Source organism: Thauera sp. K11 (assembly GCF_002354895.1).
In the GTDB taxonomy this organism is placed as follows: Bacteria; Pseudomonadota; Gammaproteobacteria; order Burkholderiales; family Rhodocyclaceae; genus Thauera; species Thauera sinica.
In genome coordinates, this window is sequence record NZ_CP023439.1 from 4,236,589 (window position 1) to 4,263,349 (window position 26,761).

Here is a 26,761-nt window from a genome sequence, read left to right on the forward strand (position 1 = left end):
CCCGAAGGGCAGCCGGCGTGGGTGGGTGGGATCAGGCCGCGACGAGTTGCCGGGCCAGTGCCACCTCGACGGAATCACCGTCCTGGTTCAGCACATCCAGTCCCGACTCGGGCACGTCTCCCGACGTGCTCTGCGAGACCATGATCTTTCGCGCCATCAGCCCCAGGCAGGTCATCTGCGAGGAAGCCGCATAGCCGAGGTAGATCACGCGAACCGGCAGCTTCTGGCCGATGCGCCATGAGCGCCGGGCCGCCTGCTGCAGGCTGTAGACGTTGTAGCCCGACTGCATGAACACGATCGTCGGAAACTCCAACAGATCGAGACCCGTCTTGACCAGCTCCGGGTTCGTGACGAGCACGTCGATGCCACGGTCCAACTGCTCGGCGATCCAGTCTTCGCGACGGCTGGCGTCTACGCTCGCGCGCAACACCGCCACCTTGAAGCCCTCCTGCTCCAGCAGCACCTTCAAACGCGACGTGGTGTCGCGCGTTCCGGTGTAGACCGAGTAGACCAGCGTCTTGCGACCCGCAGCCTTCTCCTGCTTGCAGATCTCGATCAGCTCGCGCTCCTTGGGCATCACCTCCAGCTCGTTGAACTGAGCCGGGACGAAGGCCAAGGTCTGGCGCGTGCGAGGGTGCACCACCGTCTCCGACCGGAAGCAGCAATCCGGCCAGGCCAGCAGCACGTTGAGGACCACGCCGAGCAGCGTCGTGTCGCGCTTGGCCAGCGCCTGTTTCAGCGCCGAGGTCAGACGAAACGACAGATCGCGATAGGCCGCGGCTTGCGCCGTGTCCATCGCCACCTCGCGGAACTCCTCGTCGTAGGACGGCAGCACGTTGCCGCCAATGTCCTTGAGCTTGAGGAATACCGTGAACGGCAGGACGCAACGCAGCACGCCCTTCGGGCCGAAGCCCGGCGCCTTGACCGTGCGCACCGAAACCTTGGTGCCCTTGGCCGTCTTGTGCGCCGTGCCCGTGCTCTCGGAATAGATGTCCTTGAGGATGCCGTGATCGCGCATGAACGCCATCGCGGCCGAGGTCATGCTGCCGCTCTTGGTCGGGCGGTAGCCGTCTTCGATCATTCGCCCCGGCAGGGCTCGGAACAGCAGGTGGAACAGGTCGTCGCCGTAGCCGCCCATCAGCGTGCCGGTGAGCAGCAGCGTCTTGCGTGCCTTGGCCGCCAAAACCCCCATCGCTTGGCCCTGTGCGGAGCCGCCGTTCTTGTACTCGTGCGCCTCGTCGGCGATGAGCAAATCGAACGTGCCTTGCGGCAGGTAGCGTTTGACGAATTCGGACGGCTGGTAGCCGCCTTCGCCGAAGCCGAACTCCATGTTCGCCATCGCCCGCTCCATGCGGTGCGCCTGACGATCCGAGAAGACCAGCTCGCCCTTGGCATCCATGAGGTTGATGAACTCGTGGATGTTGTCGCCCAGCATCGAGGCCAGGAAGCCGTCGCCGAACTTCTTCATCAGCTTCTGCGCGGTGACTTCCCCGATGGTCGGGATGCGCTGCAAGGCTTTGAAGACGGCCGTGGACTGGTCGCTGGCGGACAGGCTCCGCGGTCGCATCAGCGTCCACAGTGGTGCGGCGCAATGGCTGCACCGGCGGCGGTAGTCCTCGGCTTCGAGTTCGACCGGGTTGATCGGCTCGCCGTCGAGGTTGGTGATGACCTGGCCGCAGTCCGGGCATGCGCCCACTTCGCCGTGCCGCGTGCGCCGCACGTTGAAGACGGGCTTCCAGTGGAACCCCATGCGCATGCGCACGCGCCCGAGCACGTAGAACTCCTGGCCGCGTACCGGCACGCCCAACTGCTCGCGCAGCTTGATGAGCTTGACCAGCGTGTCCGGGCCATTGAGCACCCAGACCTTGGCACCGGCCACCGTCTCCTGGATTTCCCGGCGCCACTTGTAGACCAGGTGGGGCGGTGAGAGGACCAGCGTGCGACGGTAGCCTTCGGCGTGCAGCACGGCCGCCGTGGCAATGCCAACGGTGGTCTTGCCGCAGCCCATTTCGCCATTGACGATCGCGGCGCGTTCGCCGCGGTCGGCCAGCAGCTCGGTGACGGCATGCACCACCTCGGCTTGCGCGCCGAACAGCTTGCGCTTGAGACTGGCCAGCACGAGCTGGCGATGCGGCCGGGCCTGGCCGGCGTAGACGGGGGGTTGGCGCGGTTGAGCGAGTCCAGCAGCTCGTCGCCGAATTCGGCAACGAAATCCTGGAGGCTCATCGCCAGGGGAGAAGCAGCCGCTTCGAGCAGATCGCCCTGGACGGGCGTGCCATCGGCGGCGGAAACAACGTCGGTATCGAGGGACATGGTGATGCTCCAAATGAAATGGGGCATGCACCTCCCCTGCGGGGCGATTGCATGCCCCGTGGTGGGAAGAGAAGAACGGCGCGTGGCCGCGGTAGATGAAGATCAGTATTCGCTGGGCAACAGCAGCGTGGTCACGCTGCGATCCCATTCGGTGATGATCCAAAGCTTCAGGTCGGGCGCGACCTGGTAGGACGAGAACAGCCGATCCTCGCCGGAGCGCAACGCGGCATCGTTCTGCCGCCGGTCGCTGTCGTCGAGGTCGCCCCAATCGCCGCTGAGATGGCGGCAGAGGTACGGGGTCGGGTTGAGCCGGCCCTGCCGGACCAGCGCGTCAATGCCGCAGGTCATGACAAGGTGACCGGGGGCAAAGCGTGCTTGCAACGCCACGTTGAGAACTGCGAATGCCATGGTGTTTCTCCTTCGGATGAAAGAGGGGCCACGGCACCCGGCGGGGTGACATGGCCCCGTTGGGTGGATGAGTTGGTGGATGAAGCGACGGCGAACCGTCAGGGAACAGCGATCAGCGGATGGTCAGCACCTCGCCACACGTCGACGAGCCCGGCGTCATGTCCCAGGCGCGGATGACCGGCACGAACTTGTCGGTCAGGATGCGCGTCTCGGCCACGGTGCCGTCGTCGCGCTCGGTGTACTCCGTCTGCAAGGTCTTCTCCTTGTGCGTGTCGCCCTTGACGACGAGCACGCGGCCCGTCTTAGACTTCACCACGCCGGAAATCGCACCCGCGGCGAGCGCTAAGGCGAGATGCCAATGCGATAACCCTCGCGCCGGGGACCGCAGCGACTGCTGCGCGGCGCCAAGGTGCGTGTCGAGCGTCGGCCAGAGTCCTTGCAGCCGGCCGACTTCATCGGCGAACTGCTCGGGCTCCATCGTCACGCGGTAGAAGTGCTCCGGCTCGGCCGTGGCAGGCACCGTGTACGGCAGGAACGGCCATTCAACCGGCAGTTCCTCCGCTTCGGCGTCGCCTTGCCCGATCTGCAACAGCAGCGCGCGCGTGGCCTTGCACGAATCCGATACCTGGTCACGCTGGCGAACCTTGCGACCGAAGATCACGATTTGCCTGAACTGCGCGTCCACCGCGCGGTAGATGCGCAGCTCGGCGAAGTGCCGGGTCAGCCATCCGACCAGCTCGGCATCGAGCACATAGTGCGGCACGATGTAGATCAGCACGCCGCCGTATTGCAGCAGCGGCAGCGCCTTCTGATAGAACAGCTTTTCCAGCCTGGCGCGGCCCTGGCTCTGGTAGCCGACGTTGCCGTTGGCATCCTTGGACAGGTCGCCATACGGCGGGTTGAGCCACAGCAGGCCGAAACTCTGCCGGCTGATCAGCGTGTCCATCAGGTCGCCGTGGATGCAGCGATCGACCAACTGCCGGGCGTGGCGTGCACGCTCGGCCTCGTACTCGACGGCGAAGGCCTGGACCCGCTCGCGCCCGAGGGCGTGCGCGGCTTCGGCGATCGCCACGCCTTCGCCGGCGCAGGGATCGAGGATGCACAGCGGTCCGGCCGAGGCCTCGGCGGGCGCCAGTGCGGCGAGTGCTCTTTCGAGCGTGGGTTCATCCGTGGGGAAGTACCCGTTCTTGATGAAGTTGCGGGCGAGCCGCGGGAACATGAGGGCCATGGGAATCTCCTGAAGATGAAGGGATGCGGACATGCGCGCGTGCATGTCCGGTGAAGGAACCTCAAGCCACCGCTTCGAGCGGGCGGGCCGAGGGCATGCGGCTGACGGGCGTGTCGGCGACCAGCGCACCGCTGCGGATCAGGCCGCCCAGCACCTGGGTCAGCGTCGGCACGTCGATGGCGAGCCGATGGCCTTCCAGGGGACCGAGGGCGAACGGCAGGCGCGTCAGCATTGACTTCGCCTGCAGCAGCTCCAGCACGCCATCGCGCCAGGGATCGAGAAGCGGCAGCGGGCAGGTGTCCCGCACCAGCCTCCACATCCGGTCGAGCCGGTGCGCGGAGCCGCGGGGCAGGAGCGCCAGCGCGCTGGCGTTGGCCTTGTCGGGCTTGACGCAGCGCCGATCGAACAGCCAGATGTTGGTCAGCGAGCCGAACAGCGTGCGCCGGTAGGCGCGTGCGCTGCGCTTTTCCAGGTTCTCGACGTTGCCGACGAAGACCGGGATGCTCGCGCCCTGCTCGGTGATGACGTGGAACTGGTCCAGTCCCTGCTCGTCCCGGCCCAGGGTGAGGCGGGCCAGGAATCCCTGGACGGCGGTGTCGCGCGACCAGAGAGAGATGAAGACCAGGTTGCCGTTCTCGTCACCGACGACGCCATCGGCCATCAGGTCGGGGCATTCGTCGATGCGATAGAGCGTCTTGGGGGAAGAAGGTGCAGGCATGGTGATGTCCTCGAAGTGAGCGGAGACAGCACCACCCGCTAGGGCAGTCACTGCCCCAGGGGGATGAAAGAAGACGCGGTGAACGTCGTTGTGAAGAATCAGACCGTGCGTCGCAACGCACCGTAGCCTTGAAGGTCTGGGCTACCTGGGCATGTTGTCGGCTACGCCGACGGACACGAGTCATAGCCTGCGCCAAGCTGCGTACACCGCGTGAGCGAAAAACCGACCCGGCGCCCAACCCTGTTTGCGCTGGCGCATCGCCCGCGGCGCCGGAAGGACGGCCGCAAAAGAAAACCGCCCCGGGGACACCGAGGCGGCAAAGATGACTGCTTGGCTCAGGGAGGAAAAGCCAGGGAGGTATGCAGTCGAATCTCGATTTTCGAGGCAGCCGCGAATTGCCGCATTAGGGTTACACCGAACCAAATGGAACACGGTGCGCTGGCAGCACAGCACCAGCCAAAAAAAAGCGGACCATGCCGTGAGGCACGATCCGCTTGTGGGTCAGGCTTTGAGCTGGCGTAGGCCGTCCGCGAGCAGCCACAGCGCCCGGTTGAGCCGGACGTTCTGGTCGATGCCCTGGACGGCTCGCGTGCGCTGCCGGCGCCCGTTGGCAGCACGGCCGCTCAGGCCGCCCTTGACCAGGTTCTCCTGGACTCTGTTGAAGACAGTCCACAGGTCGGCGCGGTTGTCGTCGTAACGACGGGGCCGCAGGATCTGGGTCTCCGTGATGGGCAAGGCCTTGCCCGAATCGTCGTACTTCAAGGTCAGCGCCGACCTGGCGAAGACCTCGGCCTCGCCGTTGTCCAGCGTGATGCCCTGCATGGCGTCGCGCGAGTCCTGCACGCGCTCGAAGCCGTGCAGCACCTCGTAGGCGCCTTCGATCACGTGATCGGTGACGTTGCCCTTGTGGGGCACCCGCACGTCGGCGAAGGTGTCGCCGCACACCAGGCCGTTGTGGCAGACGAATCTGAACAGGCCCGCGAGCATCTGGTAGCTGCTGCTGCCGTCGTGCGAGTTGAGCAGGATGATCTCGTTCGCCTCGGCGCCGTTGATCTGGCTGGCGTGGCGAAGGCGCAGCATGTGCTTGGTGTAGTCGCGGCGGTCCTCGTGCCGCACGCGGGTCTGGCACACCATGAACGGCTGGAAGCCTTCCTTGCGCAGTTCAGTCAGCACAGCCGCCGTGGGGATGTAGCTGTACCGTTCGGAGCGGCTTTCGTGCGGGGTGTCCGCGAAGATGGACGGGGCCACGGTGCGAATCTGATCATCCGACAGCGGATAGTCGGCGCGCAGCACCGGGGAGCGAAAAGCGAAGCGGGAAGCGAGTTGCATGATGATCTCCTTGCGGAATGAAGCAATCGGTATCCAGCGGCCGAGGCCGGATGCGCGGATTGCATGGGACGAAGAAAAGCCCTGCTGAACAGGGCCTGATGGAAGGGATGAAGAAGCGCGTCGCTGGGAAGCGGCCTATGGGTTCTGAACCGGCTCCCAGCCTCGGCTATGCGGGTTGAAGCAAAGCGCTTCCTGGCCTTTAAGGATCGGCGTGAAGCCTTCGAGGAAGATGTAGCGCAAGTACAGGGCGCGGTAGGTCAGTGCCTGCCACGCCTGTTCTTCGCTCAGGCCGTTGGCGATGAAGTGCTCGCGCAGTTCGTCGTCGTCGGAAACCTCGTTGTTGGCCAACTGGTCTTCGACGAAGCGAAGCAGCTCGGGCGGCAAGGACGACATGAGGGTGTCCATGTGCGCCTCAGTCGGTGGCTGCATCGCCGGCCGCTTTGCGCGTCGGCTGCTGGTGGAAGGCATGCACCCTTGCGCGCCAGGTGGCGCAGCGCTGCGGCGCCATGTCGAGATAGCGCAGCGGGCACGAGTAGTAGTACGGGTGCTCGGCCTCGACCAGGAACTTGTAGCCCCATTCGCGGCCCTCGCTTTCCAGCAGATGGCAGCCGATCAAGGTGGCCGACTCGCCGGGTGCGAGACCCAGGACACCGGCCTGCTTGGCGGTGACGCGCACCACCGTCCACAGCACGTTGCCGACCAGCGTGTGGTCGATGACCTCACTGCACGACCGCTCGGTTTCCTCGGTTGCGGTCAGCTCGCGGATCAACTGATCGCGCGTCAATCGAACGAATGTCCAGCCCATGGAATGACTCCTGTGAGAAAGGGCCGGAGTCCTCCCGCCGGGGAAGGAGCCCCGGCGGGTGGTGGAAAGCCGCAGGCATGCGGCGTGAAATGGCGATGGGATCACACCCTGGCGAGGTGCCAGTCCTGGGACAGCGGAGCGAACTCGTAGCCCAGGTCGCCGAGGCGGTCGCGCTGCTGGCGCAGCACGCGCCGATCCACGGTGGCATCGAGCTTGACGACATCGCCCAGCGGCCAGAGTGTGTCGAACAGCGCCGCGTCGCCGTCGTCGTCCGCATGGGCCGTAGCCTCGGCAGACGCAGCAGCCGGCTCGCTGCCGAACGGCGTGGTATCGACCAGCGGGTCGCGCGAGCTGCGCGCCTTCTTCCGGCCGGCCGCCTTGGGGGCGGTCGTCGGCGTCGGCGTGGCGGTCTGCGCTTCCTCGTCGATCGGATCGACTTCCTGCGGACTCAGCCGGCGGGCGTCGTCACGGCTCAGGGCGTCGATGTTGGACAAAGTCATCCCACCCAGGAGGGCGCGGATCTCGATGACCATGCGGCCGTTGGCGCTGTACGTGGACGGGCGAATCTCCGCGATGGCGAAATCGCCCTCGTACTTGCCTTCGGCGTACTGGTCGAGTTCGGCGTTCTTCACGACGAACTCGCCGATGGAGGTCGCAAGGCGCCCGACGTTGAAGTCGCCGTTGCGGCCGTGGATGGTCTTGATGGCCAATTGGCCGGGAATGGTGATCATGAAGAACTCCTGCGGACGAAGCTGCGGTCACGCACACGGCCGTCATGGTGACGGTCGCATGCGCACGCGAGTGGGAGAAGACAAGGCCCTGGGCTCAATTCAGAGTCAGGGCCTTGCGGATCAGAACGACTCGGCAACTTCCAATGCGGGCGCATCGGCAGTGGCTTCATCGGCAGCTTCAGCGGCGGGCCTGGCGGGCTCGGACGCAGCGGCTTGCGGCTCGGCGGACGTCGCGGGGACATCCGTGGCGCGCACGTCGCGTTCGTCGCGGTCGTCGGCGTCGGTCGGCTTGGGCTCGGCCTTGTAGACGAGCTTGCCATCGACCTTGATCCAACTGACGAACAGCAGGCGGGCCTTGAGGCTAACGCCCTGCTCGCCGGCACGCTTGCCCTTGGAGTAGGTAAAGGTGTCGGTCCACAGGTCGCCCAGGCGGAAGCCGATCATCACCTTCTTCTCGGCATCAACCGCTTGGATGCAGCGGCGCACCAGGTGCTGCGCTTCGGAGCCCGAGACGCGCGTGTCGAAACGCACGTAGGCCACATCATCGCTGGGGCCGTTGAGCGCCGCGATGTCGCAGGCCAGGAACGCATCGCCTTTCTTGGGCTTCACTTCGCGGATGCGATTGAGATACCCGAGTCCGGTGATGTGCAGGTCGAAGAAGGACTTTTCGGTGGAAGTGGTCATGGTGAATCTCCTGAGAACAAAGAGGCGGAGACACACCCGACCCAAGGCGGGGAAGGTGTGGAACCCCCGCGTGGGTTGAAGGAACAGCTTGGGTGGCATCACCATCGGGAGAACCGATGGCCGTTCGCGCTGGGATGCCGGAGCGAACTGGGTGATCAGCGCGGTCGGAACCGCATCGCAGTCTTGAAGATCGAGACTGCCTGGGCATGCTGCTGACGGGTGTCAGCGGAACATGGTGGTAAGCGTGGCGCCTGGCACGCGCCCGCGCGAGCGGCAATCGGTATCCGTGACTCTCCGCATTGCTGGCGCTCTTCAGTCCATTGCGCCAGTGGGGAGCTTGAGCCGACATGCGGCCGGGGCCGCTGAACCAGAAAAAAGAGAAGCCCCCGTGAAGGGGCTGGGAAGCAGGCCAGTCAGTGGCCGGCCGGCGCAGCGGGCATGGGCTGCATCGACAGGTGCGTGGCCGTGGCCGACACTTCGAGGTCGTCCTCGCTGTGCAGGATGCGGGTAAAGACCCGTTCCTGCAGGTCGAAGAACTCGCCGAAGTCGTCGCCGCCGAATTCGGCGCGCGTCAGTTCCCACCAGTCGTCGAACGCATCGACATGGGGGTTGCAGCCCACGGCATAGGCGATCGTCTTGCGCCGTCCATCGGGCTGGCGCTCGCCACGCTCGGCCATGAAATACACGCCCTGGTCCTTGACCAGGATGACGCGGCACTGGTTGGCCGCTGCCTCGGCGAGCACGGGCCGAAGCGCGGCGCCTTTGAATCGAACAGTCATGGAAGTGATCTCCAATGGAGGTACGAGAAAATGGCTTCCCGCCGTGAGGACGGGAAGCCGCTTGGGGATGCAGGGACTCAGTGCTGGACGGGCTTGCGACCGGACAAGCGCTGCACGCGGATGAGGCGCCAGCTCCCGTCGTCGATCAGCCGCTCCAGCACCTGGCCCAAGGTGTCGAAGAACACTTCATCGACCCGCTCGACCAGCTCGCCTTCGCGATGCAGCTCCACCGCGTAGGTGTCGAGGCCGCGTTCGTAGAGCACGGTGACGCGCCCCTGGAACTTCGCCGAAGCGACGGTGAGGCCGATGGCCGGCGGCGTGGCGATGATGTTGCTGGGGCTCGGATCGACCACCGTGAAGTCCCGCGCGCCGGCATCCACCAGCAGGTGCGTGATGCGGCGGAATCCATCGGGCGCGGGCAACTGCTCCAGTTGGTGGATCAGCTCCTGCAGCTCGGGGCACTGCGGCTCGGGGATCGGCAGCTTGGCCGGCGCGGAACCCAGGGTGAGCCGCTTCACCGTGTGCGGCTGGCCGTCGGCGGTGAACTCAGTGCTCTCCTCGGGCGTATCCGCGCGCAAGCCGTCGAAGCGGCGCCGCGCATACGGTTCGACCTGCACCTTGGCGCCTTCGTCGGGCACGTCGGTGACGAGGGCCTTGTCGAGCACCGCGAACTCGGCCCGCCCCGTCTTGACGACGATGGCCTCGTCGGTGGTGGCGATGACCTTGCCCTCGAAGGGCTTGGGATCAACGTGGAAGCCCAGCGTCGAAACCTTGGGCTGGCCGTCGAAGATGTTGAACTTGAAGCTGCGGACGTTGGCAGGCACGTGGCCGCGAACCAGCGTCGGCATCTGTGCGCGGATGGCTTGGGTATCCATGGAAGACTCCTTGTGGCAACCAAGGGACTTCCGCCCGCAAGGGAGGTGTGTCCCTTGGGGGTGAGGTGGATGGACGCGACATGCGCCCGGAGAAGGAAAAGCAACCAGCACGGCGAACCGTGCCGCAGCCTCGAAGGTCTCGACTGCCTGGGCATGCTTGCCGGCAACGCCAGCGAACATGCGAGCAGCATGCGTCAGGCGTGGGCCAGCGTCGCGGGGGAATCGGCACTGCGCGGCCACCGGCTTCGTCCAGAAAGAGAACGAGCCCCGCGTGGGGGCTCGAAAGGTGGTGTCAGTCGTCGTAGATCGGCAGGCCGTCCAGCACCTGCGCATCGGCATCGAAGATCAGCATGCGCACGTCGGCGAGCGCGGCCAGGTGCAGCACGTGCACGAGGGATTCCGGCATGCCCTTCTTGCGATGCTCCTGCATCAGCCGCTTGGCCGTGATGCCTTCGACCGCGCGCAGGTTCTCGTCGGTCCAGGGCGTGGCGATCAGCTTCAACCCGATGGCCGGGCTGTACGGGATGCGGAAGGCGACGAACAGGAACAGCGTCGGCGTGGCGATGTCCGCAAGCTCGGCGAGGAAGCGATGCGCGTCGGCGTCGAGGTGCGCGCTGCTGATTTCCCAGCACCGGCTGTAGTAGCCGGTTTCATAGCGCAGGCGCCGCACGACTTCCCGCGCTGCTTCTTCGGAGTAAGTGTCGCCCACGTGCAGCGGCTTGCCGTCTTCCTGGGCCATCACGGCATAGACCACGTTGCGGGCGAGCCCGTGGCTGCGGCATTGCGCCTGCAACTCGTCGGGGACCGCCTGGTCCTCGGTGATCAGCACGAAGTCGTCCGAGAAGATGCAGGCCCGCCGTTCGACCTGGCTGTCCGGTAGATTCGACTGCGAAGGATGCAGCGGCAGGTAGGTCAGCGGGCAGTCGTCGTCGTAGGAGATGGCGAGCAGCCGCTGGACGGACAGGCCGTCGTAGCCGCGGACAAAGGGATTGTTGTTCGAGTAGGACATGGGATTTCTCCAGCAGGGGATGGCCGAGGCAATCCCCTGCTGGGGATTGAACCCCAGCGGGTGGATGAAGTGGCAGCCGGTCAGCCGGCAGCGGTAGAGGACGGGTCGCCCAGCGCCTTCAACAGGTCGAGCAGGCCGCCATTCGCAAGCTGGTACAGGCGGTTGTAGTCGTCGCCGGTCGGCGCCTGCTCCAGGCGATCCAGGCGCGCATCCAGGTTGAGGATGCTCTGGTGCACGTTGCGGGCGATGCTCAGCGCGGAAGGTTTTCCGGCCGGCTTAGGTGCATCGAGCACCGAAAGGACTTCAGCGGGCGATGGGTAGCGGCAGTCGGGTCCGTACTCGACCGGGAACACCTCGCGCCCGGTCAATCCGGTATTCGGGGTTCCGCTGCTGACACGCAGCACATACTCGTCGGGCACATCATTGCCGGCGTAGTCGAACACCACGATGCGCGGCTTGCGCACGTCGGCCGGCCAGCCTTCAAGGATGACCGCATCGATGTCGTCGTCGGTCACGAGCAGACCGATGGAAAAGTCAGGGGACATGAATCACTCCTTTCAAGAAAAGGAGGGACATGGCCCCATGCAGGGACGCATGTCCCTCGTGGGGTGGGAAGAAAAGAAGAACGTCGGCAGGCCGCAGCGCGGCTCACCAGCCGTTGTAGTTCAGCGTCAGGTCGGCGATGACCTTGCGCCGTTCCAGGTCGAGACCGCCCAGGTCGGACAGACCCTCGAAGCCGCAACGCTTGAGCATCGCACCGCCCTCGCGGGCGTTGTAGAAGCTCACCATCGCGGACAGGAACATCCGCTGGCCGCTGCTCAGGACGCCGAGGGCATCGTTGAGCATCAGCAGCTTCGGCCGCAGATCCCACTTGGTGGTGGCACGCTGCAGGCCTTCGCGGGTACCGTCGCCGAACCATTCGGCTCCGGCGATGTCGACGCCGCGTTTCCACGCCTCGAAGAAGGCTTGGGGCGCGGCGGCGAAGTGCTGGTGTTCCAGCTCGATCTGATCAAGTACCTCTTGAGGCAGGGCACGGTTCATGACATGGGCTCCTGGTGGTTGGACATCACGGGTGGAGGCGCTGCTGCCAGCGGCCCGTTTGCAGGGCGTGCTCGGCGGCGTGGTGCGAGCGGAAGTAGCTGACCGACTCGCGCGAGACCGGGCCGTCCGCATCGGCGGTGCCGATGTAGTGGCCGGCCGCGCTGCACAGCACCTGCAGGGGCAGGCGCTTGCCGACGTAGGCCAAGGCCTGGTAGCCGATGGATTCCGCGCGGGCCTGTTCAGCACTCAAAGGTGCCGATGCGAACGCAAGGGACATGGGGTTCTCCTGGTGGTTGAAGACCGGGAGCACCACGCCCTGACGGGAGCGGATACCTCCCGAAGGGTTGAACATGAACGGCATCGGCGTTGTGAAACGCCTGTCCGCGGTGGTCGATGCGAAGCGGACTGGTGGGTCGCACGAGAGGATTCCCGCGGCAGCCGAAAGACCCAGGCTGCTGGCATGTGCTGATCAGGTCAGCAACACGTGCCGCAAAGGATCACGCTGGGGCGCGTTCTGCGTCACGGGGGAATCGGTTCCCGCCTCGTCCCTGATTGCTGCTGGGTGCTGCCCAATGATTCGATAAATGTTGTATTATTGAATCATGAACGAGACCCAAGCCATTTCCGCCCTGGGCGCCCTGGCTCACACCCAGCGCCTCCGCGTGTTTCGAGCCCTGGTCGTCGCCGGCCCCGAAGGGCTCACGCCCAGCGTCCTAGCCGACCAGCTCGATGTGGCCCGCAACACGCTGTCCTTCCACCTGAAGGAGCTGGCCCATGCCGGCCTGGTCAGCATCGAACAGCAGGGCCGCAACCTGATCTACCGCGCCGACTTCGCCCACATGAACGGGCTGCTCGGCTACCTGACCGAGCACTGCTGCCAAGGCGGCGTGTGCGAGGCCAACGAATCCACCCGCGCCTGTACCTCCTGCTGAAAGGAACCTCCATGAAACGCTTTCACGTCCACCTGCATGTCGATGACCTGGACCGCAGCGTCGGCTTCTATTCCCAACTGTTCGCCGCGCAGCCGGCGCGCATTGAAAGCGACTATGCGAAGTGGATGCTCGAAGATCCGCCGGTCAATTTCGCCATCTCCACGCGCGGCAGCAAGCCGGGCATCGACCACCTGGGCATCCAGACCGACGACGCCGACGAACTCGCCGCCCTGAAGGCCCGCGCGCAGGCCGCTGATATGGCACTGCTCGACGAAGGCACTACGACCTGCTGCTATGCGCGCAGCGAGAAACACTGGATTACCGACCCGCAAGGCGTGGCCTGGGAGCACTATTACACGCTGGGCAACATCCCCGTATTCAACGAAGCGCCGCAGCCCGCGCCGGGCACCGCTCCGGCTTGCTGCGCGCCGATGGATAGCCGGTCTACCGCGAAGCAGGCTTCTTCCTGCTGCTGACGCGAGGCGCGCATGACGACTGAAAAAACCTACAACGCGCTGTTCATCTGCACCGGCAATTCGGCGCGTTCCATCCTGGCGGAAGGCATCCTCGACGAGCTGGGCCAAGGGCGATTCCACGCCTATTCGGCGGGGAGCCACCCCAAGGGCGAAGTCCACCCGCTGGCGCTCGCCACGCTGGAGCGCCTGCACCTGCCGACGACCGGCTACCGTAGCAAGAGCTGGGACGAATTCGTGGCGCCCGGCGCGCCGGTTTTCGATTTCATCTTCACCGTCTGCGACAACGCCGCCGGCGAGGTGTGTCCCGTTTGGCCAGGCAAACCGGTCTCGGCCCATTGGGGCGTGCCCGATCCGGCCGCCGTCGAAGGCAGCGAGGAACAGCAGCGCAAGGCGTTCATGGACGCTGCGTTGACGCTCAAGCGTCGCATCGAGCTGTTCCTGTCGCTGCCGCTCCAACGGCTCGATGCCATGTCGCTCCAGCACGAGCTGCGCGCCATCGGCAAGCAGTGACGTAGCGCGATGGCCATACAGACTGAAGCCGTTGCCGCCACGCCATCGTTCTCGATGAGCATCTTCGAGCGCTACCTGACGGTGTGGGTACTGCTGTGCATCGTCGCCGGCATCGCCCTGGGCCAGTTCGCGCCCGGCGCATTCCAGGCCATCGGTCGCATGGAAGTGGCCCAGGTCAACCTGCCGGTCGGCCTGCTGATCTGGATCATGGTGATCCCGATGCTGCTCAAGGTGGACTTCGGCGTGCTCGGCCAGGTCCGCCAGCACTGGCGCGGCATCGGCGTGACGCTGTTCGTCAATTGGGCGGTCAAGCCGTTCTCGATGGCGCTGCTGGCCTGGCTATTCATCCGCCACGTCTTCGCCGACTGGCTGCCGGCCTACCAGCTCGACAGCTACGTCGCCGGCCTGATCCTGCTGGCCGCCGCGCCCTGCACGGCGATGGTGTTCGTCTGGAGCCGGCTGACGGGCGGCGACCCGATGTTCACGCTCTCGCAGGTGGCTTTGAACGACACCATCATGGTGTTCGCCTTCGCGCCCATCGTCGCTCTGCTGCTCGGCCTGTCCTCGATCATCGTGCCGTGGGACACGCTGCTGATCTCGGTGGTGCTCTACATCGTCATCCCGGTCATCATCGCCCAGGTATGGCGCCGCTCGCTGTTGCGTCGTGGACAGGCAACATTCGACCGGGCGCTGGAACACATCGGCCCGCTGTCCATCGCCGCGCTGCTGTTGACCCTGGTGATGCTGTTCGCCTTTCAGGGCCAGGCCATCCTGCAGCAGCCGCTGGTGATCGCGATGCTGGCCGTGCCCATCCTCATCCAGGTGTTCTTCAATTCCGGCCTGGCCTACTGGCTCAACCGCCGTGTCGGCGAGAAGCACAACATCGCCGGCCCCTCGGCGCTGATCGGTGCGTCCAACTTCTTCGAGCTGGCCGTGGCGGCCGCCATCAGCCTGTTCGGCTTCCATTCCGGCGCCGCGCTGGCCACCGTGGTTGGCGTGCTGATCGAGGTGCCCGTGATGCTGCTGGTGGTGCGTGTGGTCAACCGTTCTCGCGGCTGGTACGAACAGGCCCCGCGCAATGTGATCAGGCATCCGGCATGAGCACCATCACGATCTACCACAACCCGGATTGCGGCACGTCGCGCAACACGCTGGCGCTGGTCCGCGCCAGCGGCATCGAGCCCACCGTCATCGAGTACGTGAAGGTGCCGCCCGCCCACGAGACCTTGAAGGCGCTATTTGCGCGGATGGGCATGCGCGTGCGGGATGCGTTGCGCGTCAAGGGCACGCCCTACAAGGAACTGGGCCTGGATGCCGCACATTGGAGCGACGACCAGTTGATCGACCAGATGCTGGCGCACCCGATCCTCATCAATCGGCCAATCGTGGTGTCTCCCTTGGGCGTGCGGCTGTGTCGCCCTTCGGACATGGTGGTCGATTTGCTGCCGAAGCGGCCAGCGGAAGAGATACGCAAAGAGGACGGCACGTCGCTCCTGGTGGACACGTCGATCGCCGGCAGCGACCCGGACCTTGCGCTGGCGCTGCATGAGGCCGGTCTTCCCACCGACGACCTGACCGAGCCGGGGCGTCGCTTCTTTGCCTATGCCACCGTGTCAGGTGAGCGCGTGGGCTTCGGCGGCTTCGAGCACATGGACCGGGACGTACTGGTGCGCTCCCTGGTGGTGCTGCCACAAGCACGCCATCGCGGCATCGGCAGCGGCATGCTCGCGCTGTTGCTGCGCCGCGCCTTCGATGAAGGCGGACGCGAAGCCTGGTTGCTGACGACGACGGCAGCGCCGTTCTTCGAGCGCGCGGGCTTCAATCCCGCGGAACGCGCTGCCGCGCCAGCGGCGATCCTTGCCACACGGGAGGCCGCGAGCCTGTGCCCTTCGAGTGCTGCGCTGCTCAGCCGCCACATGACGTTGTGATGCAGTCTCACAAGACTGTGCCGGAGCGGGGATGAATCCGCTGATGGAACAAGCGCCGAAGGTCACTCAGACCTTCGGCTGGAGAGGAATCAATCCACCTGTGGGCTGCAAGCAGGCCAGGCTGTCGTCAAAGCCATTCGCTGCGTCAGCAATCTCACCCGGCCCGTTTCGTGGCTGGGGCCGGCATCCTCTGGCGTGTATCCACACACAAAGGGAACCCGTTGTTCCGCCGGCGGGCACCGGCACCGAATACCGTCGACCGCAAGCGGTCTCCTGGCACCTCGCAGCCTTGCGGGCCAAGGCGTCAGGAGACCGCTCGCGGATGGACGGAAGCACGTCGATCAGCGGAATCGCGGCGAGCGCGATTCGATGGAACAATGACCTTCTCGCCCTGCCAGCCGTGATCGGCCTGTGCAGGACGCGCACACCGTTGCAGAAGGGAACGCGCGCTGGGGAGTCCCGCGAGGCGCGGGAGGTTTGCCCCGCCGTCGGCAGCAGCCGGCGTGGCAGAGGGAGATAGGGGCGTCAGTTCGCCCTGGGGCGCCGACGCGGTGGGCCTGATGCACGGCTGGATGCGCCGCGCTTGCCTGCTCCGGTATCTTCGACCGGCTGCGTGCCCTTGCAGTCCGGGTAGCGGCTGCAAGACCAGAACGCGCCGCTCTTGCCGCTGCGCTGGCGCATCGATGCGCCGCACTGCGGGCAGCTCGGTGCGGGCGGCAGTTTGAGGTTCAGCGTGGCGCCGCGGTACTGCTGCACGAGCTGGGCGACCCAGCTCGATTGCTTGGCGATGAAGGTGTCCAGCGTCATCTGGCCGGCCTCGATCATGTCCAGCGCCTGCTCCCACACCGCCGTGGTGCCCGGGTCGGCGATGGCCGCCGGCACGGCGTCGATCAGCGTGAAGGCGGCATCCGACGCGCGGATGGACCTACCCCTCTTCAACAGATAACCGCGGGCCAGCAGCCCGCTGATGATGTTGGCGCGCGTGGCCTCGGTGCCAATGCCCGTGGTGTCCTTGAGCTTCTGCTTCAGGCGCGGGTCGGTCACGAGCTTTGCGACGCCCTTCATGGCCCTGACCAGCTCGCCTTGCGTGTAGGGCTTGGACGGCAGCGTCTTCAACGCCTTCAGTTCGACCTGGCCGACCTGGCAGGCGGCACCTGCCTGCAGCGCCGGCAACACCTGTCCGCGCTGTGCATCCTCACCGTCACCGTCCTCGGGCTCCGGCGCCGCCAGCACTTGGCGCCATCCGGCCACCGCGATCTGCATGCCGACCGCCACCAGCGACTGCCCGCCGCACGTGAGCTGCGCCACCGTCCGGTCGAACTCGTGGTGCGGCAGGAACTGCGCGAGGTAATGGGCGCGGATCAGCCGGTAGACGGCCAGCTCCTTGTCGCTCATCGCCGAGAGATTGGCCGGCTCCAGCGTCGGAATGATGCCGTGGTGCGCCGTGACCTTGCCGTCATTCCAGGCCCGTGAACGCTGCTGGCGGTCCAGGCGGTCGATCAGCGGCCGCAGACCGGGATCGGTCTTGACCAGGCTGTCGAGGACGGCCGGCACCTCGGCCAGCATGCTCTCGGGCAGGTAGCCCGAATCCGAGCGCGGATAGGTCGTTGCCTTGTGCGTCTCGTACAGCGCCTGGGCAATGTCCAGCGTCTCCTGCACGTCGAGGCCCAACTGCTTGGAACACACTTCCTGCAAGGTGCCGAGGTCGAACGGCAGCGGCGGGCCTTCGCGCACGCGCTCGGTCTCCACCGACAGCACCTGGGCGGTGCCGGCCGCGCGCAGGCGTTCGGCGGCCTGCTGCGCCACCGGCTGCTGCAAGCAGCGGCCGGCGTCGTCGGTGCTGCCCTGTGGCGGCATCCAGCTTGCGACGAAGGACTGGCCTGCATGCGAGAGTGCCACCTCGATGGCCCAGAATGGCACCGAGACGAAGCGCGTGATCTCGCGATCCCGGTCCACGACCAGCTTGAGCGTCGGTGTCTGCACACGCCCGACCGACAGCACGCCGTTGTAGCCGGCCTGGCGCCCCAGCAGCGTGAACAGGCGGCTCAGGTTCATCCCGATCAGCCAGTCGGCACGCGACCGGGCGAGCGCGGAGAAGTACAGCGGCAGCGTCTCGGCGGACGGCTTGAGCGCACCCAGCGCCTTACGGATCGACGCATCGTTGAGCGCCGACAGCCACAGCCGCTGGATCGGGCCGCGGTAGCCGCACAGCTCGATGATCTCGCGGGCGATCATCTCGCCCTCGCGGTCGGCATCGGTGGCGATCACCAGTTCGCCCGCCTTGGCGACGAGCTGCTGCACGACCTTGAATTGCGCCGCGGTCGCCGCCTTGGGCTCGACGCGCCACCGTTCGGGAAGAATGGGCAGTTGCTCGATGGCCCAGCGCTTGTACTGCTCGCCGTAGCCTTCGGGCGGAACCGCTTCGACCAGATGACCGATGCACCAGGTCACGACGACACCCGCACCGCTATAGCAGCCGTTGCCGCGTTGGCCGGCGCCCAGCACACGGGCGATGTCCTTGCCCTGAGACGGCTTCTCGCACAGGAACACGCGCATGAAGCCTCCTTGGAAATGAGCGGTTCGTCGGATGGGCCCAGCTTGGCCGGGCCAGCGAATGCCGACAGCAAGGAAGCCGATTGGCGCAGACACCGCTTTGTGATCGGCAGGCGATCCGCTGCCGCAGTGGTGCGAGCAAGACCGCAGCAACTGGCGCAGCGGAAGCGTCGTTTCGGGAGGGCGGCTGGAATTCGGTGGACGACCCTGGAGCTATCCCCTGGGGATAGCTGGTGCATGGCGGGCGTCTGACGGTTGCTACAGCCGCCCTCGGGAGAGCGGCACAGCGCAAAACGGCGAGCGAGCTACTGCCCGCCGGCCGGCTTGGCGCTGAGCGTCACCGACTCGATGCGGTACGGCAGGATGCCCACGCGCCGAGCCTCGATCTTGAAAGTCGTGCGCTCGTTGTCGTCAGCGTCTTCCCACTCGTCCTTGACCGTGCGGCCCTCGACCAGCACCCGCATGCCCTTCTGGTACAGCGTCTGCCAGTGGTTCGCGTCGCGGTGCCACAGTTCGACCGGCGCCCAGAAGCCGCCGCGGTCCTCAAACTCGCCGTCCTTCTTCGGGATCGGGTTGTCGAAGTAGACGTTCAGGCGCAGCAGCCGGCGCGGCTCGTCATTGCCATTGGGGAATTCGCGGTAGTCCGGCGCAGAACCGATGTTGCCTTCGCCGACGAAGTGCGTACTCATGGTGACTCCTTGGGGGTGGTGGATGGAACGGACACGGCATGCCCGTGGACACGCCGCAGGTAAGCCGCTTCGGCCTGCGCGGCCTTGCTGGCGCACTCCTGGGCCTGGCGGCCCAGCGTGTGAAGGAGGCTGATCTGCATGTTCAGCGCGATGCGTTGCAGCTCCATCGCGTACAGGCCGTCGATCAGCGAGGCCGGCGTCGCCGGGCGGTCCAGCAGCGATTCCCACAGCGCCACGCCCATCGAGGAACGGTCGTGGTTGCGCCAGCGCAGGAAGGTCGTGCCTGCGCCCGTGGTCTGCTGGGCCAGTTGCACGTCGAGCAGCGAGAACGGGTAGGCCCGCGCTTGCTGCAGAACGCGCCGCTGCGCCAGGGCGATCAGGTTGTCGCGAAGCGCCGTGCATTGGTTGGCCCAGGCTTCCAGACTCCCCTTACCCTTAAAAGGCTGTAAAAGGCCTTTTAGGTAGCCCGCGTGTTCCAGGCGCTGGAAGTCCGCCTGTTCCAGCGGCAGGAAGCGCGCCGGTTGGCCGGTGGAAGACGGTGCCGTCATGCCTTTGCGCCTTCGCCACCGTGATCATGGTCATGGTCGTCGTCCGCTACGTCGGCTGCGCCAGCGACGGGTGCGGCATCAGCGGCTGCGCCAGGCTTGCCCGCCCGCCGCGCGATCGGTGGTGCAAAGCGCGAGCGGCGCGTGCCTTCGAGCACGTCCTGCGGCAGTTCGCCGAACTTCTCCAGCGCCGCCCGCGCCACCGCGTTCTTCGAGGCGAAGTCGTCGCGCGTCGCGCCGGAGTAGCGGTACTGCTGTGCCAGGGAGAACAGGCTGCGCAGCGCGTGCGCGCCGTCGTTGAGCCAGCGTTCCAACGTACTGCGGTCGATCAGTGCGGTGTGGTGGGCAAGGATCAGCTTGCGCGCCAGGTCGTCATAGTCGGCCAGCAGGTACACCGCCATGAAGCCGAGCTGCGCGTTGACGAACAGCGGCAGCTTCACGGGCTGCACGTTCATGTTCTCGCCCAGCGAAAGCGCAGGCGGCACGTCGGCCAGTGCCTGGTCCACCTGCTCGCGCAGCGCCTGCAAGCTCGTCTTGGTCTGCGTCAGCTTGTCCTCGATGCGCAGCATCCAGAAATCCGAGTAAGGATCGTCCTGCTCGGCACCGCGCTTCATCTTGTTCATCACGCTGATGTAGCCGTTGAGGCCGATGATGCCGGGCCGACCCTCGGCGGGCGCTCGACCATGCCAGATGCGCGAAGCGTGGTGGGTGTGCAGCGTCAGCGACATCGCGCTGCGCAGCGATCCGAGGTTCAACTGCAAGGGCTGCTGGGATTCGTTGGCCATGGTGACGACTCGCGGTAAAGGAACGAGCCGCCAGCATCGGCATCGCCCGGAAGGGCGTCAGTCAACAAACCGCAGCGGGTGCGTCCCCGGTTGTCGTCCCGGAAGGCCGCGTGTTGCGTCTATCCCCAGGGGATAGCTCCCCGTCTCAGGCGATGAAGACGGGGACCGAACCGGGGGCGCGGAAGGCTGCGTGTTCCACCTATCCCCTGGGGATAGGTCCGCGCCGGGCTGCGACGGTGCGACACATGACAGAACCGAAGCCGATGGCTGGAAGGCTTCGTGTCCCAGCTATCCCCTGGGGATAGCTGTTCAGGCGTTGCCCAACGTCGAACGCAGCTTCGCCAGGTAAGCCCGCGCTGCCTCACGGCCGGGGCCGTTAGGTGCGGGCGGTGGCGATGCAGAAGGAGCCGGTTCGGGTGGCCGTGGCGGCGGCGCAGGCGGCGTCGATGGCGAGCCGCCTTCGCCGGCCCAAGCCTTGAACTCGCCGCGGATCGCCTTCTGGATGATGCCGAACAGGTAGCCGGCCGGGTTGCGCACCGCGCTGTTGCGACAGCGCGCATCCCATTCGTCCAGCACCGCCTGCCGCAGCGACTCGTCCACCTGCTGCAAGGCCACCATCGCGCCGCTTTGCTGTTCGTCCTTCAAGCGCAGCAGGCGCTCGGGCAGGCGCAGGTGCTGCAACGCCTTCGCGCGCGGTACTGTACGTACTTCACTATGATTTTCTTTACGTACTGTACGGTCCTCCTTCGGATTCCGAAGTGAGCCGTCTGGCGCGGGTTTCGGCCCTGCTTCGGAATCCGAAGACGGGCCGTCGAGATTCCGAAGTAGGCCGTCCTGGCCTTCTTCGGATTCGTGATCCACAGGCTCTTGTGGATAACTCGCATCGACCCATTCGTTGCAGGCCATGCGTTGTGCCAGCACCTGTAGGCGCGTGGGCAGCGTGCGGCCATTGAGCATCGGGTCTTCGGCGATCTCGCGCAGGGTGTTCGCACCGACGATTTGCACCGCCTTCGCGGCATGGGTCAGCGCCTGGCTGACCAGGCCCAGGTAGTCGGGGTCGAGCTGCATCGCCTCGAAGGGTGTCAGCGGTTCGTCGTGCAGCACGTAGAGGTTGCCCAGGATGCGCCCGGTCTTCGGGTCGCGGCGCCGTCGCACCAGGCTCAGCCAGCGCGTCAGCCGCAGCAACGTCAAGGCGCGCGCCACGGTCTCGTGCGAGGCTTGTGCCGCGCATGGCATTGAGGCAAGAAAGGGCCGGAGCTGGTCGTAGGTCGGGAAAGCCGTCACGCCGTCGCTCTGGAGCTGCAGGCGGAACACCTGCCAGGCGTTGCGCTCCAGCGGCGTCAGGCGACGGTCGAGGAACAGCGCGCGCGGCACGCTCTCGTGCCGGTTGCCGCTGTACAGGAAACCGTCGCTGACCGGCGCGGACTGCGCCGCAGGGGCAGTGCCGCGCGGGGCTGGCGGTGCCGATGGTGTCGGGGGGACCAGTTCGCGCAGCGCGTCGTCGAACAGTGCCGACAGCGCCACGGGGCCATCGCGCCGGGGTGAGCCGCCGGTCGCCATGGTCTACACCAGCCCCTGATCGATCCAGTTGCGTATCGCCGACCAGATCACCGACATCGGCAGGTTCAAGGTCTCGGCCAGGTCCATGGTCAGCGCCAGCATCGCCACCTCGTCGTCCAGCGCGACGCCGCGCTCCGTGACGCCGGCCTTCCATTGCTTCCACAACGCCGTGTCCTGCGCCTCGTCCAGCACTGGATGCCGCCCCTTGCGCTTGGGCAGGCCGAGTATGTCGCGGCGCAGGGCCACCTCCTGGTGCGTCAGGCCGTAGAAGCGGCTGACCATCTCGGTGCTAGCGCCCAGGCGCAGCATGCGGTCAACCGTGGCGATCTCGCGCTCCACGTCGTGCACCTGGCTCAGCAATCGCTTGAGCACCTCGCGATTGACCGACACCGAGCACCACGAGACCGTGGCATTGACCAGCATGCTCACGAGTTCGGGATGCTTCAGCGCATCGAGTTCTTCCTCGCCGAAGCCCATCGCCTTGCAGCGTCGCAGTTGCCCGTTGCGCAGGTCGTGCAGCGCCTGTGCGATGACGGCCTGGTTGAGCGGGTGCGGTGCGGACATGGGTGGTCTCCGCTCAGGCGCCGCGGCCGGGGTCGCTGGAGGCCGCGCCGGTCTCCAAATCCAGAAGCCGCCGCGCCAGGCGCAGCAACCGAAACAGCTTCACCAGAGCGGCATCGCTCAGGCGTGGATGGGCACCGCCGCCGCACAGCAGCGGCGCCAGATCGTCCGCCAGCCGGGCGCGATCGAGCCCGGCCGCGGCACGTGCGGCGCACAGCGCCTGCAGCAGCGTCAGCACTGCCCGTGCGAATGGCGGCACGGCGCGCGGGGCCGGCGGCGCCGTGCAGGTGAAGCCGATGCCGCCGTCGCTGGGCTCGACCTGTTCGGCCACGGCGGCTTCCTCGGCGATCTCGCGCGCGAACTGCGCGATGTGCACGCGCAGCCGATCCGGCACGTCCAGGCCGGGCTCGATGTACCAGACGTCCGAGATGGGATAGAGCCCGCCCGCCTGCACGGGGATGGCGCGCAGCGCGTCGGCCTCGAAGTCGGGCAGCTTGTCGCCCATCTGGTCGGCCACCATGCGCTGGATGGATTGCAGGCGGTCGGTGGTCGTCGCCGGGGAGACGATGTGGCCCTGCAGGCGTTCATCGCGTTGCTTGTCGTCCTGCTGCTCGTCGCCCCGCTGCGCGCTTTCGGCGCCGCTGGTCGAGGCCGCCTGGTTGGCGCCTGCCGACGCGGGAGCGGGAGGCGCTGACGACTGCACCGAAGGCCGTTCCGGCGCGGACGCAGACGACGCCGGGGCTTGAGGTCTTGCTGCCTGCGGCGGCGCCGGATCGCTGGTCAGCGCACGCTGCCGGCTCTCCGTGTCGTCGATCTCCAGGCTCAGCGTGTCGTAGTCCGCTTCCAGCAGATCGGCCATCTGGCCGACCAGCTCGTCCTGCACCCGCTGCGGCGAGAAGTTGTCCGGCTGCGCATCGAACTGCGCAAGCACGTCCTGGAACAGCGTGGCGAAGTCCACCGACAGGCTGCGGCCCAGCGCACGCCGCTCCCAAGTGCGTTCGCAGGCCTTGCGCAGCACCGCGAGCCGTTCGACCTGGTGCCGGCCCAGCCCACCGTACAGCAAGCTCGGGATCGCCGGTAGCAGGTAGTGCACCGCGTCCTGCATGCGGCTGATGTGCGACTGCGGCAGCGGGAAGCCATCGGCCGTGAGCCGACGTGCCAGCTCGCTCTGCGACAGCGATTGGCCGCTGTCCCGCCCCATCTCCTGTTCGTAGAACTCGCGCGCCTTCTCCACGCCCAAGGCCCGCTCGATGAAGCTCAATCCCCGCGCAGCTCGTTCTCGGCCAGGTGCCCGGTCAGCATCACTACCTCGCCGCGCTGCGGCCAGGGGCGGAACAGGCAGGGGATGCGGAGAAAGCGTTCGTCCTTCGTCTCGCTCCACAGCTCGCGCAGGATCGCCAGGCGCGTGTTGCCGCCGTTGCGGATGATGTAGTGCGGCTCGCCGGGCCGGCGCGTGATGGCGGGCGGCGCGTCCAGCCCGCGCTCGCGAATCGACGCCTTGATGTCCTCGTAGGCCGGGTTGCGCGTCACGCGCGGGTCGTGGTCATAGGGGCGCAACTGGTCCAGCGTGACGACCATCGGCGTGTCGGCGATGGGGTCGGTCAAGGCTGCGGCCGAAGGGCTGCTGCGCTCGAAGCCCGAGGCCAGCAGCTTCGCGGCCATGTCGTCCGGCGTCATGTCAGCCATGGCTGCGCTCCTGCGGCGATGCCGCGGCTGCCTGCGCCTGGCGGTCGGCGCGGCGAAGCTGCGCACGGGCATTGCGCTCGGCGCGGTGGTCGCTCGCCGTCGAGCTGGTGTAGATCGGCGCGCAGCCCTGCTTCGTGAACAGCAGGTGCCCGCCACGGGTGCGCACCACCTTCCAGCCCTCGTCCAGGGCAAACTCGATCAGCGCTCGCAGCCGCTTGTGGCCGCGCGCCAGTTCATGCGCGCTGGCCATGGCCGGCCCCTCCCGCGTTCTCTCGGCCGGTGACGAGCGCGAAGCGCTCCTGCCACGCCGGGAAAAGCTCGCCGGCCAGCGCGCGCATGGTGTCCAGTGCCGCGGGTGCGGCGCGGCCCGCCGGCTGGCGGTACTCCACGCGGTGCACCGGCAAGCCTCGCGTCGCTGCGCGCGGATACGCCTCGATCGCCGGCACGTCGGTGTCCAGCACGCGCACGCCAGGCTGCCCCTGGAACACCTGTCGCAGCGCTTGCTGGATCAGCCGCGCGTTCGACGACACCGGATGCACGCGGTTGATGAGCAGGTGCAGCGGCGGCGGCTCGATGCCCAGGTGCCGGTACGGCGCGATGTCCTCGATGAGCTGCAAGGTGCCGCGGCGCAGCTCGCGGGCCGCGAGGATTTCCGGGGTCACCGGCGACAGTGCCAGGTCCGAGGCCAGTACCGCCATTTCCAGCAGCACGCTGCGCGCGCCCTGGGTGTCGATCAGCAGCAGGTCGTAGCGCGGCGCGAGCGTCGGCAGCAGGTGGCGCAGCCTCAGTCTGCCATCCGGCGCGTGCAGCAGCAGCGTGTTCAGCTCGCCGCGGTCGTCGTTCGACAGCACCAGGTCCAGCCCGGCGATGGCGGTACGCGATACCAGTTGCTCGGCGCGCTGCTCGTTGTAGGCCAGCATCTCGTAGATGCCGGCCGGCGCGCGCTCGGCCAGCGTGAAGTAGCTCGACAGTGTGGGCTGCACGTCCAGGTCCAGCAGCAGCACGCGCAGCCCGGCGTCGGCCGCGAAGCCGCCCAGGTTGGCCGCCGTCGTGGTCTTGCCCACGCCGCCCTTGGTCGAAATGATGGACACCACCTGCATGGGCTTCTCCCGGTTGATTGGCATGTGCCGGAAGAAGCGTCAGGCGCGCTCGTTGAGGCGGTCAGCGATCCATTGCTCGACCTCCACCGAGTCCCATCCCACGGCGCGCACGCCCAGGCGCAGCGCCTTTGGGAACCTGCCCTCCTTCATGAGCGAATAGATGTGGGCGCGCTTGAAGCCGGTCTTGGCCTCGACTTCGGCGCGGCGCAGGATGCGGTGCTCGGCCGGCGTAACCGGCGCTGTCGTCTGCGAAGACATGAGAGACACTCCTTGACGCTCATTGGCGTTGTTCGGAAAGTGCCTCGCATTGAATAGACGGCCGCCGCGGAAATCACTGCAATTGCAGAAGGCGCGACTGCAATTGCAGGGCGCGGCCGGGACTTGAATCAGCGCGACGCTTCGAGGTGGCGCCGCGCCTGCGCGAGCTTGCTCCACAGCGTGCGTTCGCTCAGGCCCGGCCGGCCTTCGTGGTGCGCGAGCAGCGCGCTCACCACCGCGTCCATGCTGTGGAAGGACGAATAGGCCGTGCCCGAGGGCGACTTGCCCAGCAGCAAGGTCAGCAGCCCACCGATGATATTGAGGTAGGTCGTCTCGCTGCGCAAGCCCGGCTCGCGCGACGTGTCGCTGGCATCGCCGCGCGCCGCCTGTACCTTCGCCAAGGCTTCGTGCGCGGCTCGCAGCGCCTCGCGCACCTGCGAGAGTTCGGCGAGCTGCACCTTCGTTGCCTCGCGGTCGGCCAGCAGGATGTTGAGCGTGTCCACGCTCACCACCGGATGCACCGCGCGTTCGATGTCGTCAAACAAAAAACCCGGCCGCTCGCCGGGGTAGTAGTGGGCCATCCACGCTTTGAGGTCCACATGGCGCACGGTCAGTTGCGGATCATCTAGCGCCGGCCGTTGGCCGTCCATTACGATACCGTCCCTGCCGCCGGCCAGCTCGCCATGCGTCAGCGCGTCGAAGATGCGGTCGGCATATAGGCGCAGCAGTGGCCAGCGCGGAAACTCGTTGGCCTCCGGCATCGCGCGCCGCCCCAGCGTTTGCAAGATGCGTTGCTCGAAGCGCAGCAGTCCGCACCAGCGGATTGCCGCCTCCATCGGGCGGTAGTAAGTCTTGGCGCCAAAGGCAAGGCTGCTCGATTTCGGCATGTCGTGCGCTTCCCATCGTCGGATCGACAAGTGGCAAGCGCGCGCAGCCCACGTGGGCGCGACGATTGCCCAGAACCCGATCAAGCGCGGGCCGGTCGGCACATGGTGAACGTTGGGTTCGGCGCTGAAGCCGAGCGTCGCATAAAAGGCAAACACTTCTTGCGATGCCCAATACACCTCCACCATAATGCGCCTGCGAAAAGTCTTGTTACCGGCGCAACGGTTTGAAATATCGCGCATCCATCAGGGATGCCGCGCTCAACCAGAAAACCAGGGCAAATCTTTCTTAGGAAATGGGGCGGGGTAAAGCGTCAATGCGTCGGCCGGATGAGCCGGTTTGCATCCAGGCAAAGCTCATGCGTTCCGCGTCA

General features: G+C 66.5%; 29 protein-coding genes and 2 pseudogenes. 5 read left to right on the forward strand and 26 right to left on the reverse strand.

All coding sequences use genetic code 11. The features are described from left to right. Nucleotides 1–31 precede the first annotated feature (31 nt). The 15 genes and pseudogenes from CCZ27_RS18550 to CCZ27_RS18620 all read right to left on the reverse strand — a co-directional run bounded on the left by CCZ27_RS18550 (nucleotide 32) and on the right by CCZ27_RS18620 (nucleotide 12,197). Nucleotides 32–2,313: pseudogene (locus tag CCZ27_RS18550) on the reverse strand (helicase-related protein). A gap of 102 nt (nucleotides 2,314–2,415) precedes the next feature. Continuing rightward, complete coding sequence (locus tag CCZ27_RS18555; protein WP_096450706.1) at nucleotides 2,416–2,721, reverse strand: hypothetical protein; 306 nt, start codon at nucleotides 2,719–2,721, stop codon at nucleotides 2,416–2,418. Between the two features lie 112 nt (nucleotides 2,722–2,833). Further along, a complete protein-coding gene (locus tag CCZ27_RS18560; protein WP_096450708.1) occupies nucleotides 2,834–3,949 on the reverse strand; it encodes a DUF6094 domain-containing protein in 1,116 nt (371 codons plus the stop codon). Nucleotides 3,950–4,010: 61 nt separating this feature from the next. Continuing rightward, nucleotides 4,011–4,667 carry a hypothetical protein gene (locus CCZ27_RS18565; protein WP_096450710.1) on the reverse strand — a complete coding sequence of 219 codons (657 nt, stop codon included), beginning with the start codon at nucleotides 4,665–4,667 and terminating at the stop codon, nucleotides 4,011–4,013. 501 nt (nucleotides 4,668–5,168) lie between these two features. Further along, nucleotides 5,169–5,996, reverse strand: a complete 828-nt coding sequence (locus CCZ27_RS18570) for a DUF932 domain-containing protein (protein WP_096450712.1) — start codon at nucleotides 5,994–5,996, stop codon at nucleotides 5,169–5,171. Between the two features lie 135 nt (nucleotides 5,997–6,131). Next, nucleotides 6,132–6,401, reverse strand: a complete 270-nt coding sequence (locus CCZ27_RS18575; RefSeq protein WP_096450714.1) for a hypothetical protein — start codon at nucleotides 6,399–6,401, stop codon at nucleotides 6,132–6,134. Nucleotides 6,402–6,408: 7 nt separating this feature from the next. Further along, nucleotides 6,409–6,801, reverse strand: a complete 393-nt coding sequence (locus CCZ27_RS18580) for a hypothetical protein (protein WP_096450716.1) — start codon at nucleotides 6,799–6,801, stop codon at nucleotides 6,409–6,411. Nucleotides 6,802–6,902: 101 nt separating this feature from the next. Beyond that, the gene (locus CCZ27_RS18585; RefSeq protein ID WP_096450718.1) at nucleotides 6,903–7,532 is read right to left on the reverse strand and encodes a DUF3275 family protein; all 630 of its coding nucleotides are present in this window, start codon (nucleotides 7,530–7,532) and stop codon (nucleotides 6,903–6,905) included. Between the two features lie 120 nt (nucleotides 7,533–7,652). Continuing rightward, nucleotides 7,653–8,216, reverse strand: coding sequence for an STY4534 family ICE replication protein (locus CCZ27_RS18590; protein ID WP_096450720.1), 564 nt, complete (start codon nucleotides 8,214–8,216; stop codon nucleotides 7,653–7,655). 413 nt (nucleotides 8,217–8,629) lie between these two features. Then, entirely contained in the window at nucleotides 8,630–8,995 is a 366-nt protein-coding gene (locus CCZ27_RS18595; protein ID WP_096450722.1) for a DUF3085 domain-containing protein, read from the reverse strand. A 77-nt stretch (nucleotides 8,996–9,072) separates the two neighbouring features. Then, nucleotides 9,073–9,870, reverse strand: coding sequence for a GTPase (locus tag CCZ27_RS18600; RefSeq protein WP_096450724.1), 798 nt, complete (start codon nucleotides 9,868–9,870; stop codon nucleotides 9,073–9,075). A 292-nt stretch (nucleotides 9,871–10,162) separates the two neighbouring features. After that, complete coding sequence (locus CCZ27_RS18605; protein WP_096450726.1) at nucleotides 10,163–10,879, reverse strand: DUF5983 family protein; 717 nt, start codon at nucleotides 10,877–10,879, stop codon at nucleotides 10,163–10,165. Nucleotides 10,880–10,959: 80 nt separating this feature from the next. Continuing rightward, nucleotides 10,960–11,424: a hypothetical protein gene (locus CCZ27_RS18610; protein WP_096450728.1), complete on the reverse strand. Its 465-nt coding sequence runs from the start codon at nucleotides 11,422–11,424 to the stop codon at nucleotides 10,960–10,962. A gap of 103 nt (nucleotides 11,425–11,527) precedes the next feature. Then, nucleotides 11,528–11,920 (reverse strand): hypothetical protein, encoded by a 393-nt coding sequence (locus CCZ27_RS18615; RefSeq protein ID WP_096450730.1) that lies wholly within the window; start codon nucleotides 11,918–11,920, stop codon nucleotides 11,528–11,530. 25 nt (nucleotides 11,921–11,945) lie between these two features. Next, entirely contained in the window at nucleotides 11,946–12,197 is a 252-nt protein-coding gene (locus tag CCZ27_RS18620; RefSeq protein ID WP_041701432.1) for a hypothetical protein, read from the reverse strand. Between the two features lie 325 nt (nucleotides 12,198–12,522). Here CCZ27_RS18620 and CCZ27_RS18625 point away from each other — a divergent pair, with 325 nt between their 5' ends. Genes CCZ27_RS18625 through arsN2 form a run of 5 tightly spaced genes read left to right on the forward strand, consistent with a single transcriptional unit; the run spans nucleotide 12,523 to nucleotide 15,766 of the window. Further along, a complete protein-coding gene (locus tag CCZ27_RS18625; protein WP_096450732.1) occupies nucleotides 12,523–12,852 on the forward strand; it encodes an ArsR/SmtB family transcription factor in 330 nt (109 codons plus the stop codon). 11 nt (nucleotides 12,853–12,863) lie between these two features. Next, a complete protein-coding gene (locus CCZ27_RS18630; protein WP_096450734.1) occupies nucleotides 12,864–13,328 on the forward strand; it encodes an ArsI/CadI family heavy metal resistance metalloenzyme in 465 nt (154 codons plus the stop codon). Between the two features lie 12 nt (nucleotides 13,329–13,340). Next, the gene (locus tag CCZ27_RS18635; RefSeq protein ID WP_096450736.1) at nucleotides 13,341–13,838 is read left to right on the forward strand and encodes an arsenate reductase ArsC; all 498 of its coding nucleotides are present in this window, start codon (nucleotides 13,341–13,343) and stop codon (nucleotides 13,836–13,838) included. A 9-nt stretch (nucleotides 13,839–13,847) separates the two neighbouring features. Continuing rightward, nucleotides 13,848–14,939, forward strand: coding sequence for an ACR3 family arsenite efflux transporter (gene arsB, locus CCZ27_RS18640; RefSeq protein WP_096450738.1), 1,092 nt, complete (start codon nucleotides 13,848–13,850; stop codon nucleotides 14,937–14,939). Beyond that, nucleotides 14,936–15,766 carry an arsenic resistance N-acetyltransferase ArsN2 gene (gene arsN2 / locus CCZ27_RS24765; protein ID WP_096450740.1) on the forward strand — a complete coding sequence of 277 codons (831 nt, stop codon included), beginning with the start codon at nucleotides 14,936–14,938 and terminating at the stop codon, nucleotides 15,764–15,766. Before arsB ends, arsN2 begins: the two co-directional genes overlap by 4 nt. Nucleotides 15,767–16,291: 525 nt before the next feature. Here the strand turns inward: arsN2 and CCZ27_RS18655 are convergent. The 11 genes and pseudogenes from CCZ27_RS18655 to CCZ27_RS18705 all read right to left on the reverse strand — a co-directional run bounded on the left by CCZ27_RS18655 (nucleotide 16,292) and on the right by CCZ27_RS18705 (nucleotide 26,630). Next, nucleotides 16,292–18,322 (reverse strand): DNA topoisomerase III, encoded by a 2,031-nt coding sequence (locus CCZ27_RS18655; RefSeq protein ID WP_096450744.1) that lies wholly within the window; start codon nucleotides 18,320–18,322, stop codon nucleotides 16,292–16,294. Nucleotides 18,323–18,624: 302 nt separating this feature from the next. Then, nucleotides 18,625–19,008, reverse strand: a complete 384-nt coding sequence (locus CCZ27_RS18660) for a single-stranded DNA-binding protein (protein WP_096450746.1) — start codon at nucleotides 19,006–19,008, stop codon at nucleotides 18,625–18,627. Continuing rightward, nucleotides 19,005–19,556 carry a DUF3158 family protein gene (locus CCZ27_RS18665; protein ID WP_096450748.1) on the reverse strand — a complete coding sequence of 184 codons (552 nt, stop codon included), beginning with the start codon at nucleotides 19,554–19,556 and terminating at the stop codon, nucleotides 19,005–19,007. Before CCZ27_RS18665 ends, CCZ27_RS18660 begins: the two co-directional genes overlap by 4 nt. Further along, on the reverse strand, nucleotides 19,553–20,338 hold the full coding sequence (locus CCZ27_RS18670; RefSeq protein ID WP_096450750.1) for a PFL_4669 family integrating conjugative element protein: 786 nt from the start codon (nucleotides 20,336–20,338) through the stop codon (nucleotides 19,553–19,555). The genes CCZ27_RS18665 and CCZ27_RS18670 overlap by 4 nt, the downstream gene beginning before the upstream one ends. A 309-nt stretch (nucleotides 20,339–20,647) precedes the next feature. Continuing rightward, entirely contained in the window at nucleotides 20,648–21,898 is a 1,251-nt protein-coding gene (locus CCZ27_RS18675; protein ID WP_096450752.1) for an STY4528 family pathogenicity island replication protein, read from the reverse strand. A gap of 3 nt (nucleotides 21,899–21,901) precedes the next feature. Beyond that, complete coding sequence (locus tag CCZ27_RS18680) at nucleotides 21,902–22,462, reverse strand: DUF2857 domain-containing protein (RefSeq protein ID WP_096450754.1); 561 nt, start codon at nucleotides 22,460–22,462, stop codon at nucleotides 21,902–21,904. A gap of 13 nt (nucleotides 22,463–22,475) precedes the next feature. Continuing rightward, nucleotides 22,476–24,217, reverse strand: a pseudogene (locus CCZ27_RS18685) (ParB family protein). Then, the gene (locus CCZ27_RS18690) at nucleotides 24,138–24,395 is read right to left on the reverse strand and encodes a hypothetical protein (protein ID WP_009521547.1); all 258 of its coding nucleotides are present in this window, start codon (nucleotides 24,393–24,395) and stop codon (nucleotides 24,138–24,140) included. The pseudogene CCZ27_RS18685 and the gene CCZ27_RS18690 overlap by 80 nt, the downstream one beginning before the upstream one ends. Next, nucleotides 24,379–25,245 carry a ParA family protein gene (locus CCZ27_RS18695; RefSeq protein ID WP_009521546.1) on the reverse strand — a complete coding sequence of 289 codons (867 nt, stop codon included), beginning with the start codon at nucleotides 25,243–25,245 and terminating at the stop codon, nucleotides 24,379–24,381. The genes CCZ27_RS18690 and CCZ27_RS18695 overlap by 17 nt, the downstream gene beginning before the upstream one ends. A gap of 39 nt (nucleotides 25,246–25,284) precedes the next feature. Next, nucleotides 25,285–25,503, reverse strand: coding sequence for an AlpA family transcriptional regulator (locus tag CCZ27_RS18700; RefSeq protein WP_009521545.1), 219 nt, complete (start codon nucleotides 25,501–25,503; stop codon nucleotides 25,285–25,287). Nucleotides 25,504–25,631: 128 nt separating this feature from the next. Further along, complete coding sequence (locus tag CCZ27_RS18705) at nucleotides 25,632–26,630, reverse strand: ATP-binding protein (protein ID WP_442786597.1); 999 nt, start codon at nucleotides 26,628–26,630, stop codon at nucleotides 25,632–25,634. Between the last annotated feature and the right edge of the window lie 131 nt (nucleotides 26,631–26,761).